The organism is Microlunatus sp. GCM10028923 (genome assembly GCF_042666975.1).
Lineage (GTDB): Bacteria > Actinomycetota > Actinomycetes > Propionibacteriales > Propionibacteriaceae > Microlunatus.
In genome coordinates this window covers 40657-56863 of record NZ_JBHTFF010000014.1, presented here as the reverse complement: position 1 = coordinate 56863, position 16207 = coordinate 40657, and the positions used below count along the sequence as shown (strand labels likewise).

Genomic DNA, 16207 nt, shown 5'->3' with positions numbered 1-16207 from the left:
TCACCCGCGAGGCGGGGGCCCGGCCTCAGCGAGCCGGGTCGAGCTCTCTTCGCCCCGTCCGCCGTCGACGAAGATCGGGACCAGCGCAAAGGACTTCCCGGCCGCGAGATCGACCGCCTCCGCGAAGAAGACGTCGCGATGGACGCGCCCGAGCCAGGTCACCCGCTCACCGGTCTGCAGCACGTCGTAGGCCCAGGCGTCCGACCGCGCCTGCCAGCGGAACGAGAGATGGCGACGGCCGTCGGGCGCCGCGCCCTCGTCCTGCACCGTGAATCCGGTGACCAGCCCGGGCCGGTCACCGGGCGAGCCGGCCGGAACGAGGGCCACCCTTCCCAGCTGGCCGGTTCCGTCGACCCGCAGTGAGACGCGGGCGATGGACCCCTCCGTCCGTGGCAGGTTGCCGACCCAGCCCTCCCAGCCGGAGCCGGTACGACGCAGCCGTCGCCAGTCGATCCGGTCCGGGCGATCCGACCAGGTCAGGCCCAGCTCGACGTTCCGCAGCCCTTGGGCCCGGATCTCGATCTTGGTCGCCCGGTCCTGCCGGAGGTCGGTCTTGAACAGGTGCAGCACTCCGGCGCCGTCGACGGCCAGACTGTGCCCGCCCTCGTACGCGATCGTCTCGTCGAGTCGTACCGAAAGATCACCGTCGATCCAGTACTGCCAGGTCAGCGCACGATCGGCGCAGCCCATGTTGTCCCAGCCCGTCTCCCGGACCCGTTCGCCGTCCAGCCAGAAGCCGGAGCCGACGCCGATGTTGAAGGTCGTGACGATCGGCAGCTCGCCGTAGGGAGATCGTTCGACGATCGAATGGGCGATCCCGTCCCAACGCCGGTAGTTCAGAATGTCCCTCCGGTACGGCGGCTTCCGCGGCTCGAGCCGGCCGGAGGTGGTCGGGTTGCCGGTCGGCCCGGACCAGAACTTTTGCTCGTAGTCCCGGAAGGTCGCCCTCCCCTCGATCGTGAAGATCTTTCCCTGCGCGAAGCCGGCCGACCAGATACTGGTGTCGACGAAGAGCGCGACCGACAGCGGCCCGGGCTTGCCGGGCGCCGCGTAGTCCCCGAAGCACTCCCCCGGGTTGAAGCCGCCCTGCTGGTGTTCGACGCCGGCGAAGCCGACCCGTCGCGGATCGAAGCCGGCCTTCTTGGCCGCCGCGGCGCTCTTGGACAGGTCCCGGTCGACGTACGGCCAGGCGTAGTTGATGAAGATCGAATCCATCAGGCGTTCGTCGGGCGAGCCGAGCCACGGCAGGTTGTTCTCGTTGAGTTGATCTTGATAGTTCAGGTAGCCCGAGTCGGGCAGCACGGCGTCGTACCACTGGAGGTAGAAGTCGGGGTCGACCGATTTGAGGTACGCGAACAGGCCCTTGAGCTTCCCGACCTGCTTCGCGGTGATCGAAGCTTCCTGATTGATGAAGAGCCCGTCGAAGCCGAAGTAGCGCTTGATCTCGATCAGTTTGTCCGCGATCGGGAAGCTGCCGTCCTCGCGCTGGACCAGGAACTCGTCGAACTTCATCGAGGACCGGGGCCAGAACCAGCCGCCGATCGCTCGGGCGCCGTTCTTGTGGGCCGCCTCGGTCCAGCCCGGATTGGGGATGTCGATCACGCCGTAGTCCCTGCCGGGCGCGCCGGGCGTGGTGATGATCTTGTCGGACACGGTCTTCAGCACCTGGCCGTGCCAGGTGCCCCAGATGTCGATGTAGGCCCAGTACCGCTGGGTGTAGGTCTGCGACTCCAGTCCGATGGGCTGATTCCGTGCCTCGTAGATGCTGCCGGTGTCGTCCATGGTGAGGGTGGACAGCTGCACCTCGGGATCGAGATCCGGATGCGCCTGGGTGGGCGCGAACGGCGCAATGCGCTCGGCGCGCGGAATCGTGCACCGAAGATGCTCGGCCCAGGGCACGGCCGCCGGATCGAAGGCCAGGACGTCGGCCGCATTCCAGCCGTACGTCGACGGGCCCGGCGGGATGCCACCGGAACCGGGCTTCGGGAAGTCGGCCCGGCCCGGTTCGGCGGCGGCGGACGCCGGGTGCCCGTGCGGAACCAGCAGCGCGGCCAGACCCGCGCCTCCGACGGTGAGAAAGGTCTTGCGGGACATCGAGCGGGGCTGATCGGACATGCCTGCCTCCCGGTGGAGAACGAGCTGTCAGCGGCTTGCGCGGGCAGATGCCTGGGCACGCCGCTGTGCACGATCGTCACTGTACCGATTTAGCTGATCCGTGTCAGGACATCACGAAAACCGAACAGAACAGCACAAATGCACCAATGTCGAGGACTAAAACAGTTCAGGCCCACGTGGCTCTGTTCCGGCAACGGCACACCCGCGCTGACGGACGGACCAAGATCAAGTTTCGGAGATCGGGCTTGGCGCTGTCGATTTCGGGCCAGGCCGTTCGTCCCAGGGACATCAACCTGAGGAGGCAGCATGAAGCTCACCGGTGTCACGGTCGGCCGGTCCGTCAGCGACCTCGACCGATCGACCCGCTGGTACGAACGCGTACTCGAACTCGGCGACCCGGACCTTCGGCCGGTCGAGACCGTGGTCGAGTACGACCTCGGCGGAACCTGGCTGCAGCTCGGTCAGGGCGACCCCGCTCCGGGCAACACGGTCGTCCGGTTCGGCGTTCCCGACGTACGGGCGGAACGGACCCGGCTGATCAACCTGGGCATCGCGGTCGACGAACTGGTCGACGTCCCCGGAGTGGTCGCCTACTTCGAGTTCGACGATCCGGACGGCTACCGGCTCAGCTGCTATACGGAAGCGTGAGTGATCACCGACCGGTCAGGACGCCGGCTGGAGTCGGAGCTGTTCCAGGATCCACGTTGCGGACTGTCGGCACCCCTGGAGCCGGGGATCGTCCAGCAGATCGCCGAGCGGCCGATCCCCGATGATCTTCGTGAGCGTACGCAGCATGCGCAGCGCGATGTCGATCTTCCGGCTGAACACCACGGGCCGGAACGGCCTCCCCCGGCCGAAGAACCAGACCGGCCCCAGGGCCGCACTGAGGCCGCTGTCGTCGAACAGCTTCCGGGTGCAGGCGGCGAAGGCGTCCCTCGCACCGGAGTCCGGCCCGGCCCAGGCCTGCTCCTGATGGACCGAGTCGGCCAACTCGGCGAGACCGTCCAGCACCAGATCGCGATCGATCATCGTCGCGCCGATCGATCCGTCAGGCCGAGGACGATTCCGCAGCTCAGCGCGAGTAGGCCGATCAGTCGCAGCGCCGGGCCGGTCGGCGCCTCGACTCCGCCGTCGAGGCTGAACGTGTCGGCCAGACCCATGCCCATCGCGAACCCGGCGAATCCACCAACCACAACGGTTCCGCCGACCAGCAACAGCCCGAGCGCCAGCAGCCTGCGCCGGGTCAGCGATGCGGACCGTCCCGCCCGGCCGCAGAGCACCAGGTAGCCGACGACCCCGCATGCGGCGATGATCACCCAGCCGATGAGCCAGACCACCCCGGTCCCTTCGCCGGCCGCGGCCATGGCCGCGTAGATCTCGCCCAGCGACGAGCCGGGCACCTTGGCCAGCGGGCCCCAGACGGCGATGTCGAGCAGGCCGAGGGTCGCCACCGCGAGTGTTGCCAGGCCGAACCCGACGCCGTACCCCCACCGCTCCGACCCCGGGGCCGGCTTCCTGATGATCACTGCGGAGGTGCCGGGCGGGGAGGGTCGCCGGCCGGCCGGCGGGATCCGGAAGGCACTGATCAACATCCAGCAGCCCGCCAGCCCGAACGTCGTCATGATCACGGACAGGCTGACGCCGAGCAACGACCCGGCCTGGTACCCGAACAGATAGCTGCCGGCGGACACCAGGGCTGCAGCCAGAAGAAGGGCCACCGCCCATCGCCCGCGACGCTGCCGGAGCACCCAACGCGGCACTCCGGTGATCATGGGATCGGTCCGGTCGACGGCCAGCACCGTGCCGACCGCCCCGACCAACACCATCCCGGGAGAGATCCCGAGTTCCCGCGCCCCGGCAAGATCAGCTTCCCACTCCTCCTGATAGCGCCGGCGCAGCGCGGGTGGCAGGGCGCGGACGGCGAACCGGACTCCGGCGCTGACCGCGCTCATGCCTCGGCCACCTTCGACCAGCCCTGCGCGCGCTTCTCCTTCGCGCGCATCCGGGCGACGGCTGCGATGGCTGCCACCCGGCCATCGGGGGTGAGTGCGTAGTACCGGCGACGCGGCCCGGGCCTGGCATCGTCCGTCTCCCACACCGAGGTGACCCAGCCGAGGCGCTCGAGGCGCTCGAGGATCGGGTAGACGCTGCCGGCCGGTCGCTGGCTGGCCTTGACGATCGCCAGGCCCCAGACCTGTGCCGGCTCGTCCAGCAGGACCGTCAAGACGTCGATCGTGGCCGGTGTCAGCCGCGGCAGAGGCTCCATGCAGTAACTCTAGCTATATAGAGATAGGAGTTCAAGGGTCAGCGGGGTGGGACTCCGTCGCCCGGGACGTGACGTGCGAAGCGGCTGTCCGCGCCGGTGGCGCAGTGCTCTCGCAGCCGGTGTCGATGATCATTCAGCACCTGCTGATGTCGGCCGCTGGTGGCGAGATTGATCAACTGCCCGGGGTCTCGTTCAAGATCGAACAGCTGCTCCCGGTGCAGTCCCCAGGAATGGCACAGGTACGCATAGCGTTCAGTCCGGACCAGACGCGCCAGCAGCGTCGACATCGCGGGCGGCGGCATCAGGCCGGGGAACGTCCACTCCGTCTCCACCACCACCTGCTCCCGCCACGGTGCCCGGGCCGAGGGATCGCCCTCGACCAGAGGCCGTACGCTCCGGCCGGGCGCGGCCCCGGCCGGTTCGATCCCGGCGTAGTCGCACAGCGTGGGAAGCAGGTCGAGTCCGACCGAGACGAGTGCGCCGCTGGTTCGGCCGGCGTTCTCCCCTCCCGGCGGGACGACGATGAACGGCACGCCGGCCGCCTCCTGATACAGGACCTTCTTCTGGTTCCACCGGTGCGCGCCCTGCATGTCGCCGTGATCCGAGGTGAAGATGATCAAGGTGTTCTCGCGGAGCCCCGAGGCGTCCAGCCCCGCCAGCAGCGTCGCGATCTCGGCGTCAACCCGCTCGCACAGCCGTTGATAGGCGTACCGGTACCGGCGCCACCGCTCCTCGTCCCACTGCTGGGTCGGATGCACCATCCAGGCGAACTGCTGGACCTGTCGCAGCGCCTCGGGTTCCTCGGTGCCCGCCGCGAAGTTCGGCGGCAGCAGCGGAAGATCACGCCAGTCGGGATCGGGGACCTCGCCCGAAGGCGGCGCCTGACTCCGGGCCCACTCGCAGATCCCGTGCGGCTCGTTGAACGACGCGACGAGCAGGAACGGGGCGTCCTGCCGTTCGGCTGCGGACAGGTAGCCGGCGCAGGCTTGCGCGAGTCCCTGATGGGTGCCGGCGAAGATCTCTTCGAACCCGCTTGTCGATCTTGCTTCGGTGTCGGAGCGAGCGCCCTCGTGCGGAATCCCCGGGACATGCCACTTGCCCGCGTACGCGCAGTCGTACCCGGCATCGGCGAAGAGCCGTCCGAGCGTGTCGGTCGGGAAGGACTCCGGCACGAGCTCGAGGTTGTCGTTCACGCCGAGCGCGGACGGCAGCCGCCCCGTGATCATGGACGCGCGCGAGGGCGTACACAGCGGACTGGTGCAGTACGCCTGCTCGAAGCGCACCCCGGCCCGGGCCAGCGAATCGATCGCGGGCGTGCTCAGTTCGGTGTTGCCGGCACAGCTCATCGCGGTCGCCGACTGCTGATCGGTCATGATCACCAGGACGTTCGGTCGAGACCGGTTCACGACTCCTCCTCAGTTGATCAGGACAGGAACCTGCGCTGGGCGTCCAGCAGCGCCTGGCGCTCCTCGACCTGGCCCGGATATTCCATGTGCCCGGCGGTGAGCAGGAACCGTTCCCGCTTCCCGGCCAGGGCGTTGTACACCGCAAACTGGCCCGGCGGCGGAACGGCCGGGTCGGCGAGGGCCAGCCCGACGTGGGTCGGGATGGTGATGAAGCCGGCCGCCGTTGCGGCATCGAAGTACTGCAGCACGTCGAGGACCTCGGGACGCTCCTGCGCCGTCAGCCGTACCGACTCGCCGCTGCCGGAACAGGGCAGGGTGACCCGCAACGGATGGTTCCCGAAGCTCGGCACCATGAGACAGGCGGCGCTGATCCGGTCGTCCCACGGCAGGGCGAGCGCACCGATGCCGCCGCCGAAACTGCCGCCCAGGTAGTCGATCCGGCTCGCCGATTCCGGGACGAGTTGGAGCAGCGCGCTGGTCGCGCACCAGTAGTCGTCCACGCACCCGCCATGGACATAGTGGTCGCGGCTCTCGATGCCGTGCAGGACGTGCAGCCGGCCGCCCTCCGGGATGTCCGGCTGCGAGCCGCGGACCGGCAGCCCGCGCGCGGTCGGGAACAGCACCGCGGCCCGGTCGACCGGCACCTCCAACTCCGGTGCCGACCGGCCGCCGTACCCGTGACCGACCACGAGGCCGCGCTCGACCGGTCCGTCGGCGGGCAGGCTGAGCCAGCCGCCCAGCCGCAACCCGTCGGTCGAGGTGAACTCGATGTCGTACAGGACGACGCCGGAAGGTGCGGGATCGGCGCTCGGCCTCATGATCGGCGCGGTGTCGACGGCCCGCGCCACCCGATGCCGCGCGGTCCAGAACTCCGCGAAGTCGTCGGGTACGGAGGGCGCGCCGACCGCCGACAACTCCTCCAGCGAATAGCCGTAGCCGGCATCGGCCTCAGCCTGGCTGTCGGTCAAGCTCGACTCCTTACGTGCTGCGGAACGTGACGACGTCGCCGGTCCTCCTCGGGTGCCGACTCGAGAAGCTGATCTTGGAACCCGTGGACCGTGATCATGTCTTCGGCGACCTGGACCGACACCCGGACAGTTCGGCTTCACCGTAACCCGAGCACCGCACCGACGCGCCGCCCGCCCACCTCCGAACGAGCTGTCCCCCGCTCGATCCGGCCTCACTGATGGGCCCATAACCATTCGGCACCGTCGATCCGGTGCCATCTCGGCCGGCCACTCCCTAGGCTCCTGGATCAGGCCGACCTGCGGGGGTCGGCGATCTCGAGTTGGGGAGCAGAAGGTGACCAGATTGCGACAAGGTCAACTGCGCCGTCGACGGCATGATCACCCGGCGTGCCGTAGGACGTCATGACCGACCCGAAACGGGCCCGCCGGGCAGGCTCGCGGCGGCCTGCCTTCGTGATCGCGGCGGCGATCGGCCTGGCGGGTGCAGGCGTCGCCGGCGTCGCCCTGGCCGGCCCCTTCCACCTGACCCACAGCCTGGAGCTGGCCGCCGTCGGCCTTGCCGCGTTCTTCGTGGCCCTGGCCGTGATCTTCGCGCTGGCCCGCTGGCCCGTGGCCGCTCGCATCGGTACGGCCGTGGCTGCGGGCGTCCTCGGCCTGGTGCTGGTCGGGGCGATGCTGGCCGTCGGGGCCATCTTCACTGACCGACTTGAAGATGTCCGGTCGACGAAGGCGAGTACCGGCCACGAGCTGGTCGTGGTGTGGCGACACTGGTCCGTCGATCGGAGACCGGAGATCTGGCTGCGCAACGGCAGCGGCCCCCTGCGCCAGGAGTCACTCGTCTACAGCGGCCCGCTCGAAGGGCCGCTCCCGACCGACGTGCAGTTCTCCGGCCGGAACCGCATCGCCTACAGCATCGGCGACCGGGACACCGTCACGACCACGTACGACCTCTGGACGCTGCGCGTCGATCGCGTCCATCGCACCCCTGCGTGATCTTGAGGTCCGCACCAACCCGTACGGAGAAGACGATCATGGTCGACGCCAGCCCGCGGTGATCAAGATCGACTGCGGTTCGGTGCCGCGCGGTCATGGGCACCTGGCCGGCGGACAGCGCGGAATCGCCGCCCGCGAGATACGTTGATCCGGTGTCGAAGAAGAGGGTCACGCTGCGCGACGTCGCGGATCGGGCCGGCGTCTCGCGAACGACGGCCTCCAACCTGGTCCGCGGGACGGGCCGCGCATCCCAGGAGACGCGCGATCGCGTGTTCGCCGTCATGGAAGAGCTCGGCTACGTCTACAACCGGGCGGCCGGGTCGCTGCGTGGCAGCTCCTCGCGCACCGTCGGAGTCGTCATCACCAATATCCACCGAGCACATTTCGGCGAGCTCCTGGTCGGCCTGGAACAGGCCTTCACCGAAGCGGGCTACACGCTCTTCGTCGTCTCGACGATGGATCAACTGGAACGCCAGGAACGCGCTCTCGGCACGCTGCGCGAGCACAACGTCGACGGCCTCGTCATCGTGCCGGCGACGGGAAGTGATCAGAGCCTGATCGACCTGCTCGAGGACTGGGGGGTGCCCAACCTGTTCGTCAGCCGGTGGATCCCCGGCATCGAGCATCCGTACGTGGGCATCGACAACGAGCACGGCGCGTACGTCGCGGCGCAGCACCTGCTCGAGCACGGCTGCCGCGACCTCGCCTACATCGGCAGCAATCCCGGGATCTCGATCCATCTCGAGCGGGTGGCCGGCGTGCGCCGTGCGCTGAAGGAGTGGCCCGACGAGGCTCGGCTGACGGTCATCGAAGGCGAGACGACGAGCGCCGGCGGCTACCGGATGACGGCCGGGCTGGTCCAGGACAAGATCACGTTCGACGGCCTGATCGGCCATGGTGATCTCATCGCGCTCGGCGCCGCACGCGCCTTGCGCGACCTCGGGATGTCCGCGCCCGGAGAACCGGGTTCGGTGCGGGTGATCGGTTACGACGGTGTCGACGCCTCCGCGTACTGGCAACCGGCGCTGACGACCCTCGCCGTCAATGCCGACGAGCTCGGGCAGCTCGCCGCCGAGTCGCTGGTGACCGCGATCGAGACCGGCGCCGAGGTCGAGTCGAGACGGCCTCAGCCCTCGCTGATGGTCCGCGAATCGTGTGGCCCCCATCCGTCCGCTCAGCCCTATCGGGTCACGCTGCCGAACTGACGACCTTCCACACGATGCTGTTATGGTGGATCGGTCCACCACGGTGGTGGATCGATCCATCAACCGGCCAAGGAAGGCACATGGAGATGACGCGCAAGCTCGCAACGGCCGTCGCAGGGGTCGCCGCGATCGGCCTGGCCCTCGCCGGCTGTGGTCTGCAGCAACCCGGCGCCGGCGCCGACGGTGATTCCAAGGGCACCGTCACCATCTACTCACCGCGCCCGTCGGCAATCACCGACGAGATCATCCCGCGGTTCGAGGAGGCGTCCGGCTACGACGTCCAGCTCGTCACGCTGGGCGCCGCCGAGGTCGCCGACCGGGTCCGCGCCGAGAAGGCGAACGTGCAGGCCGACGTCTGGTGGGGCGGTACCTCCTCGCTGTTCGGCCCGGCGGCCGACGAGGACCTGATCGAGCCGTGGAGCGACGACGTACTCAAGATCATCGACGACGAGTACCAGTACGACGACGACAAGTGGGTGGCCGAGCAGCTCCAGTTGCAGCTGTTCGCGTACAACACGGAGATGATCACCGCAGACGAGATGCCCAAGGACTGGGACGATCTGCTGGACCCGAAGTACAAGGACAAGATCCTCATCCGCGATGTCGCCGCCTCCGGGACGATGCGGGCGATCTACTCGGCCATGATCGACCGGTTCTACGAGGAGGACGGGAAGCCCGACCGCGGCTACGCCTGGCTCAAGGCACTCGACGCGAACACGAAGGACTACGCGGCGAATCCGGAGGATCTCTATCTCCGGCTGGAGCGGCAGGAAGCCGCGATCACGCTGTGGAACCAGCAGGACATCCTGGCCCAGGCCAAGGAGGGCGCGACGTTCGCCATCCTCGAGCCGACCTCCGGTTCGCCGATCAACACCGACGGCGTGGCCAAGATCAAGGGCGGCAAGAACCCCGAGGGCGCCGAGGCGTTCGCGAAGTTCCTGTTCAGCACCGAGACCCAGGAATGGCTGGCCAACAACGCGTACCAGATCCCGACGATCGAGCTCGCGAACGAACCCGAGTGGCTGAAAGGCCTGACCCGCAAGGAATTCGAGTACAACCGCGCAGCCGCCACCGAGCACGAGCGGGAGTGGATCGATCACTGGCTCGAGAACATCAAGAACCAAGGCTGAACCATCGTGATCCCCATCCACCTGGACCAGATCAGCAAGACCTACCAGGAGTCCGCCACGGCCGTTCCGACCGTTAGCGTGGACTTCACGGTCGAGCAGGGTGAGTTCTTCACCCTGCTCGGCCCCTCGGGGTGCGGCAAGTCGACGCTGCTCCGGATGATCGCCGGTTTCGTGGCGCCGTCGTCCGGCAGGATCCGCTTCGCCGACCGGGATGTCACCACGACTCCGGCCCACAAGCGGGGCATCGGCATGGTGTTCCAGAACTATGCCCTGTTCCCGCATCTGAGCGTGGCGGACAACGTCGCGTACGGCCTGAAGCTGCGCAAGATCACGAAGGCGGCCCGCCAGCCGCGGATCGAGAAGGCGTTGCAGCGCGTGGGTCTCGAGGGGTACGGCCAGCGCCGCATTGATCAACTTTCGGGTGGCCAGCAGCAACGCGTCGCGCTCGCCCGGGCGATCGTGATCGAGCCGGAGGTGCTGCTCCTGGACGAGCCGCTCTCCAACCTCGACGCGAAGCTCCGCGAGGAGACCCGGATGCAGATCCGCGACGTGCAGCAGGCCGCGGAGACGACGGCGATCTACGTCACGCACGACCAGGCCGAGGCGATGGCGATGAGCGACCGGATCGCCGTCCTCGCGGACGGCCGGGCGCACCAGATCGATACGCCGGAGAAGGTGTACGCCGAGCCGGCGACGGCGTTCGTCGCCCGCTTCATCGGCCGCAGCAACGTCATACCGGCCGAGCTCGTCGGGCTCGCCGCGGGCACCGCCGAGGTCCGGCTGGGCGACGGGTCGTTCGAGGCGCGTCGGCACCCGGAAATCCAGGCAGACAAGGGAAAGCGGGTCGAGCTGTCGATCCGGCCCGAGTCGCTGCTGGTCACCTCGCTCGAGACGGCACGGCTGCGCGGCCTGGTCCGGCGGCGGGAGTTCCTCGGTTCGACCGCGGTGCTCGAGGTCGAACTCGAGGGAGTCGACGGGACCGTCACGGTCACCACGCCGAACCTTCAGGTCGAGCAGGGAGCCCGGGTCGGACTCGAGGTCGAGCCACGGTCCGGCTGGGTGATTCCGGAATGAGCGCCGTCGCCGCGACCGGCCGTCGGCGACGGCTCGCGCCGACCGAGCGGTTCGTCGTCATGCTCGCGCTGCCAGTGTTCGCCGTGATCATCTTCTTCGTCGTCCTGCCGATGCTGCAGACGGCGATCCAGAGCGCCGGCGGCGACGGTGCGGCGGACAACTACGCGAGCTTCCTCTCCGGCGGTTCCCAGCGGGCCTTGATCGCCTCGGTCGGGATCTCCCTCGGCACGGTCGCGTTGTGCGCGGTCGTCGGGACGGCGCTGGGCGTCCTGCTCACCCGGTTCGACTTCCCGGGGCGTCGCATCCTGCAGGTTCTCGCGGTGCTGCCGTTGGCGCTGCCGCCCCTGATCGGCGCGGCGTCGTTCACCCTGCTCTACAACGAAACCGGGATCTTCCCGCGGGCGTTGCACGCGCTCCTCGGGGTCGACCCGGGTGCCGTCGCCGTCTCCGGCGTGAGCGGGGTGATGCTCGTCCACGTCCTCACCATGTATCCGTTCTTCTACCTCTCGGTCACCGCCGGGCTCGCCGGTCTCGACACGTCGCTGGAGGAAGCGGCGGCGAACCTCGGAGCGCCGCGCTGGAAGGTCTGGACGACCGTCGTCCTGCCGATGCTGACCCCCGCCCTGGTGGCCGGCGCGCTGCTCACGTTCATGACGTCGATGGCGTCGTTCACGGCACCGCAGCTCTACAACGTGCAGACGCTCACGATGCAGATCGTCTCGACCCGGACCGGGGGCAACTACTCCCTCGCCGCGGCTCAGGCGACGGTGCTCGCGGTGGTCTCGGTCGGCTTCCTCTTCCTGATGCGGTGGTACCAGGGGCGTCAGACGTACCGCAGCCTGTCGAAGGGCATCCAGCGAACGCGGACCCGAACCACCGGTTGGGTCTCCGGGTTGGCCGCGGTCGGCAGCACGCTGATCTCGCTGATCTTGATCGCGCCGGTCGCGGCGATCCTGCTGCTGTCGTTCTCCAAGAACCGGTCCTGGACGACCGAGATCCTGCCGAGCCGCTACACGATCGAGAACTACGTCTCGATCTTCACCGACCCCGAGTCGCTGTTCCCCATCAACGTGTCGCTGCAGATGGCCTTCTACGCAACGATCGTGGCCGTGATCATCGGCGGTACGGCCGCGTGGGTGATCTCCCGGTGGCCGCTCCGGCGAGGCAAAGGACTGCTGGACGCCATGGTGATGCTGCCGTGGGCGCTGCCCGGCACCGTGATCGGCGTCAACCTGGTCACGGCGTTCGCCGAACCCACCTGGTCGAACCTCGGCCTGGTGCTCGTCGGATCGCTGTTGATCTTGCCGGTGGCGTATTTCGTACGGTACGTACCGCTCGTCTTCCGGGAGACCGGGGCGTCGATCGACACCCTCGACCCGGCGGTCGACGAGGCCGCGCAATCGCTCGGGGCGTCGCCGATCCGGTCCCTGCTGACCGTGGTGATGCCGCTGGTGTGGAAGGGAGTTCTGGCCGGCGCAATGCTCGCGTTCATCGACGGCGTCGGCGAGTACGTCGCCTCCGTCGTGGTCTACCCCGCCGGCTACGCACCGATGTCGGTCGAGATCTACAACCGCCTCTACTCGGCCGACCTGGGCTCCGCCGCCGCGTACGGATCCCTGCAGATCCTTTTGATCTTCGTCGTGCTGCTGATCGCCAACCTGATCGAGCACAAACCCAAGACTGCGAAGGACGACTCGATCATGACTCCGGCGGTGACCCCTTGACGACACCATCGATCGCGGACCTGTTCGGCCTCCGGGCCAAACGGCAGCGCTGGCTCGAGGTCGAAGCTGCCCTCGCCCAGGCAGAGGCGGACGCCGGCCTGGTACCGCCGGACGCGGCCGCGGCGATCACCGATCATGCCGACATCTCCGAGATCGACGAGGCTGCGCTGGCGGCGTCCGAGGAGTCCACCGGCCACGTGATGGTCCCGCTCGTCGCGGCCCTGGCCGACCTCGTCGGCCCCGAACACGGCGGCTGGGTGCACTGGGGGGCCACGACCCAGAACATTCAGCAGTCCGGCGACACCGTCGGCATCCGGGCGGCGCACGGGATCCTCACCGCGCGGATCGAGCGCATCCTCGGCGTGCTCGCCGACCTAGCCGAGACGCACGCGGGGACCGCCATGGCGGGCCGCACCCACGGCCAGCACGCCGTGCCGATCACTTTCGGGTACAAGGCCGCGGTCTGGGCCGACATCCTGCTCCGCCACCGGCAGCGGATGCGCGAGATCGAACCGCGCCTCTTCGTCTCGATGACGGGCGGCGCGGCCGGTACGTTCGCGACCTTCGGCGGGCTCGGCCCGGACATCCAGCGCGGGGTCGCCGAACGGATCGGGCTGACCCCGATGGCGGTGCCGTCCCGGTCGATCGCTGATCATTTCGCCGAGTGGGTGAACCTGCTCGCCCTGATCGCCGCGACGGCGCAGTCGATCGCCGAGGAGGTGGTCCGGCTGATGTCGGCCGAGTTCTGCGAGGTCGAGGAGGCCTTGCCCGCAACGGATGTCGGCAGTTCCACGATGCCGCAGAAACGCAACGCCAAGGCGTCGATGGCGATCATCACCGCGGCCGCCGAGGCCCGCGCCCTCGCCCCGCTGGCCGTGGAAGCCACCATCCAGGCGCACGAGGTCGACGGCGCCCGCTACGCGACGATGGACCACACGCTCGAACGGTCCGCGTCGCTGCTCGACGAGATCCTGGACCGGCTGGAACAGCTGCTCGGCGGCCTGCGGGTCCATCCGCAGCGGATGCGGGAGAACCTCGACCTGACCCGGGGCTTGATCACGGCCGAGGCCGTCATGATGCGGCTGGCCGAGCGGATCGGCCGGCAGGAGGCCCACTCCCTCGTCCACGGCGCGGCGACGGAGGCGGCCAGCACCGGGAAGCCGTTCGTGCAGGTGCTCGCCGCCGAACCCACCGTCACGACGATCCTCAGCCGCGACGAGGTCCAGGAACTGCTCGACCCGGAACGGCACCTGGGCCTCAGCGAGACCCTGGCCCTCGAGACCGCAGACCGGGTGCGAGCGGACCTCGCCGGTTCCGGCGATCCCGGCGCCGGATGATTGGCGAGTGCGGCCAGATCCCGCCGCAGAGACCCTAACTGGGCTATCGAAGATGTTGAGTATCGCGACCAGCGGTGCTGGCTAAGCTCGGGCCGCGGCCGGAATCCAACAAGTCGTGACCGGACACCGGCCAATCTGGCGGCTCATGTCTATCCGCCGGCGGAGGGTGACTCATCGGTCAGCCTCAACTCTGACGCGTACGAGGCACGACACTATAGGCCACGAACAACCGAGGATGACAGTTCAGGAATTCGCTATTCGGTAATCGGGCACATCTCCGCACGCTTGCGTCGACGACTGCCTCACACCAACGCATTCTTGACGGAGCCCACCTGATTGATCTGACCGACAATGCGATCGCGGACCCGTGGTTCGAGAAATGAAGCAGCAGCGACGGCCAGCACCAAGACGACATTACCCATTCCGGATTCATGCACGACCACAACCCAGGCGAATGGCTTTGCGACCAGGATCGTGATTGTACCTACCAACACGACCGCTGCTGCGATACTTCGAATCCAATTCACAATCCTAAGGCCGACCAAGTCGCGGTCTGAAACCGCTACTGCCATAGCCTTCCAATCTTCGTCGGAAATGTTAACTACAGCCGCACTGAATGCCTTTCGCATACGAACAAGGTCGGCACCCCCGAGCACTGCGGTTGTCTTCCAATATCGAATTCGAGAGGCGATCCCGGTCGCGATTCGATCCACCTCAAGGTCGACCGCTGGGTCGCCTGTGCGCAGAGCGCGACGCCATTGACGTTCAGTGAATCGGGCCAGCGACTCCAACTCCTGAACTAGCCCGAGTCGACTGTCGTCAGCGATGTGGAGTCTAAGCCCGATGCCCGCCGCTTCGGCGGCGAGTTCCGACTCTTCCTCAGCGTCAATGACGGATCCACCCTCGCATCGGGTATCAACCGATCGCCTTCCTTCGGGATTGACCTGCCGAACGGCCCTGACGCGCGAATCGGTCGTTCGACCCTGAAGTTTGAGAGCGACATCTAGGAACCCGTTCAACAGGAGCGCGCACGCCAGATCGCTCTCAGCCTCTCGCGGTCCACGAGCGTGCGCAGCGAAGACCACCAGTCGATGAATGGTGAGCACGGCGAATAAGGCTGCAGAAATCCCAAGTGCATTGTTGATACTGCTGCCGAAGAAGCTTTCCAAAGCGACAAGATTTACCTGCTGCAACCATAGATTGAGCCATTCCTGCCACCAGCCCGGATTGCGCGCCAGACCGACGAACACAACTGGAAGAATCACCATGGCTAGTAGTTCACCCGCAGAACCCAGCACAGTGTAGAGAATGCGAGTAATGATAGAACTGGCAATAAATAGGGCGAGCAGAAGGACAGCCAGCGGAATGATCTTCGGCGCCGGGGCACCATCTCCGATCCAGCGAAACATAGCCCAACCGATGCCGATGTAGGTGCCAGCGAGTACCACCCACAGCACCGGGAATCGATCAGGAAGCCCGTCAACAGCGCGTATCCAACTTGATCGAATCTCAAGTGATCGTTCCGCCGCCGCAACTTGTGGCGATATTCGTTCTCGCGTGCACTGATCGATATCCTCGAGTACAACAACCTTCGACGCCCGCAGCTCACCCAGTGTCCACAGCTCTCTTAGCCGTTGTTTCGGCACGTCGGCGATACCGTCGCACAGCTTGATTAGGAGACGCATCAAGTTCCCCATCACCCGAGGAAGGTAACGATCCCATACGTCCGCGCCGAACTGTTGGATCTGCCTTCGCACATACGTTTGCACCAGTCGGGGCGAGGGCTTCCCAACTTGCCACTGCCGATTAGTCACCGCAGCCCCCGTTCGGCGTCGCCCCCCGAGATGATGCTGGCTGCCGCGCTCCCCTGATTCTCCTCACAGCCAATGCCTCCCGGAACCCTAAGTCGCGTGCCGCAGTAGTCGGTACAGGTTCAATCTGTAACCACAGAGCAACTCCGTGCTCTCGCGAGCCATCGCACTCACTCCT

14 protein-coding genes are annotated in these 16207 nt (G+C 67.4%); 7 read left to right on the top strand and 7 right to left on the bottom strand.

What is annotated here, in order from left to right:
* On the bottom strand, nt 1–2115 hold the full coding sequence (locus ACFQU4_RS28320) for a hypothetical protein (protein ID WP_377498551.1): 2115 nt from the start codon (nt 2113–2115) through the stop codon (nt 1–3).
* A 306-nt stretch (nt 2116–2421) separates the two neighbouring features.
* Between ACFQU4_RS28320 and ACFQU4_RS28315 the strand changes: the two genes are divergently transcribed.
* Nucleotides 2422–2763: a VOC family protein gene (locus ACFQU4_RS28315; protein WP_377498549.1), complete on the top strand. Its 342-nt coding sequence runs from the start codon at nt 2422–2424 to the stop codon at nt 2761–2763.
* Between the two features lie 15 nt (nt 2764–2778).
* Here ACFQU4_RS28315 and ACFQU4_RS28310 read toward each other — a convergent pair whose 3' ends face one another.
* The 5 genes from ACFQU4_RS28310 to ACFQU4_RS28290 are packed head-to-tail and all read right to left on the bottom strand — an operon-like array spanning nt 2779 to nt 6755.
* A complete protein-coding gene (locus ACFQU4_RS28310) occupies nt 2779–3144 on the bottom strand; it encodes a hypothetical protein (RefSeq protein ID WP_377498547.1) in 366 nt (121 codons plus the stop codon).
* Nucleotides 3141–4067 carry a hypothetical protein gene (locus tag ACFQU4_RS28305; protein WP_377498545.1) on the bottom strand — a complete coding sequence of 309 codons (927 nt, stop codon included), beginning with the start codon at nt 4065–4067 and terminating at the stop codon, nt 3141–3143. The genes ACFQU4_RS28310 and ACFQU4_RS28305 overlap by 4 nt, the downstream gene beginning before the upstream one ends.
* Nucleotides 4064–4381, bottom strand: a complete 318-nt coding sequence (locus ACFQU4_RS28300) for a PadR family transcriptional regulator (protein ID WP_377498543.1) — start codon at nt 4379–4381, stop codon at nt 4064–4066. Before ACFQU4_RS28300 ends, ACFQU4_RS28305 begins: the two co-directional genes overlap by 4 nt.
* Nucleotides 4382–4419: 38 nt before the next feature.
* Nucleotides 4420–5787: a sulfatase gene (locus ACFQU4_RS28295; RefSeq protein WP_377498541.1), complete on the bottom strand. Its 1368-nt coding sequence runs from the start codon at nt 5785–5787 to the stop codon at nt 4420–4422.
* 17 nt (nt 5788–5804) lie between these two features.
* Nucleotides 5805–6755: an acetylxylan esterase gene (locus tag ACFQU4_RS28290; protein ID WP_377498539.1), complete on the bottom strand. Its 951-nt coding sequence runs from the start codon at nt 6753–6755 to the stop codon at nt 5805–5807.
* A gap of 402 nt (nt 6756–7157) precedes the next feature.
* On the opposite strand from ACFQU4_RS28290, the gene ACFQU4_RS28285 reads away from it, so the two are divergent.
* The 6 genes from ACFQU4_RS28285 (at nt 7158) to ACFQU4_RS28260 (ending at nt 14218) form a co-directional block, all read left to right on the top strand.
* Nucleotides 7158–7748: a hypothetical protein gene (locus tag ACFQU4_RS28285; protein ID WP_377498537.1), complete on the top strand. Its 591-nt coding sequence runs from the start codon at nt 7158–7160 to the stop codon at nt 7746–7748.
* 152 nt (nt 7749–7900) lie between these two features.
* Nucleotides 7901–8953, top strand: coding sequence for a LacI family DNA-binding transcriptional regulator (locus ACFQU4_RS28280; protein ID WP_377498534.1), 1053 nt, complete (start codon nt 7901–7903; stop codon nt 8951–8953).
* A gap of 80 nt (nt 8954–9033) precedes the next feature.
* The gene (locus ACFQU4_RS28275) at nt 9034–10083 is read left to right on the top strand and encodes an extracellular solute-binding protein (protein ID WP_377498532.1); all 1050 of its coding nucleotides are present in this window, start codon (nt 9034–9036) and stop codon (nt 10081–10083) included.
* A 6-nt stretch (nt 10084–10089) separates the two neighbouring features.
* A complete protein-coding gene (locus ACFQU4_RS28270; RefSeq protein WP_377498530.1) occupies nt 10090–11157 on the top strand; it encodes an ABC transporter ATP-binding protein in 1068 nt (355 codons plus the stop codon).
* Entirely contained in the window at nt 11154–12881 is a 1728-nt protein-coding gene (locus tag ACFQU4_RS28265) for an ABC transporter permease (RefSeq protein WP_377498528.1), read from the top strand. The genes ACFQU4_RS28270 and ACFQU4_RS28265 overlap by 4 nt, the downstream gene beginning before the upstream one ends.
* A complete protein-coding gene (locus tag ACFQU4_RS28260; RefSeq protein WP_377498526.1) occupies nt 12878–14218 on the top strand; it encodes an adenylosuccinate lyase family protein in 1341 nt (446 codons plus the stop codon). Before ACFQU4_RS28265 ends, ACFQU4_RS28260 begins: the two co-directional genes overlap by 4 nt.
* A gap of 302 nt (nt 14219–14520) precedes the next feature.
* Here ACFQU4_RS28260 and ACFQU4_RS28255 read toward each other — a convergent pair whose 3' ends face one another.
* Nucleotides 14521–15918 (bottom strand): hypothetical protein, encoded by a 1398-nt coding sequence (locus ACFQU4_RS28255; protein ID WP_377498524.1) that lies wholly within the window; start codon nt 15916–15918, stop codon nt 14521–14523.
* Nucleotides 15919–16207: the final 289 nt, after the last annotated feature.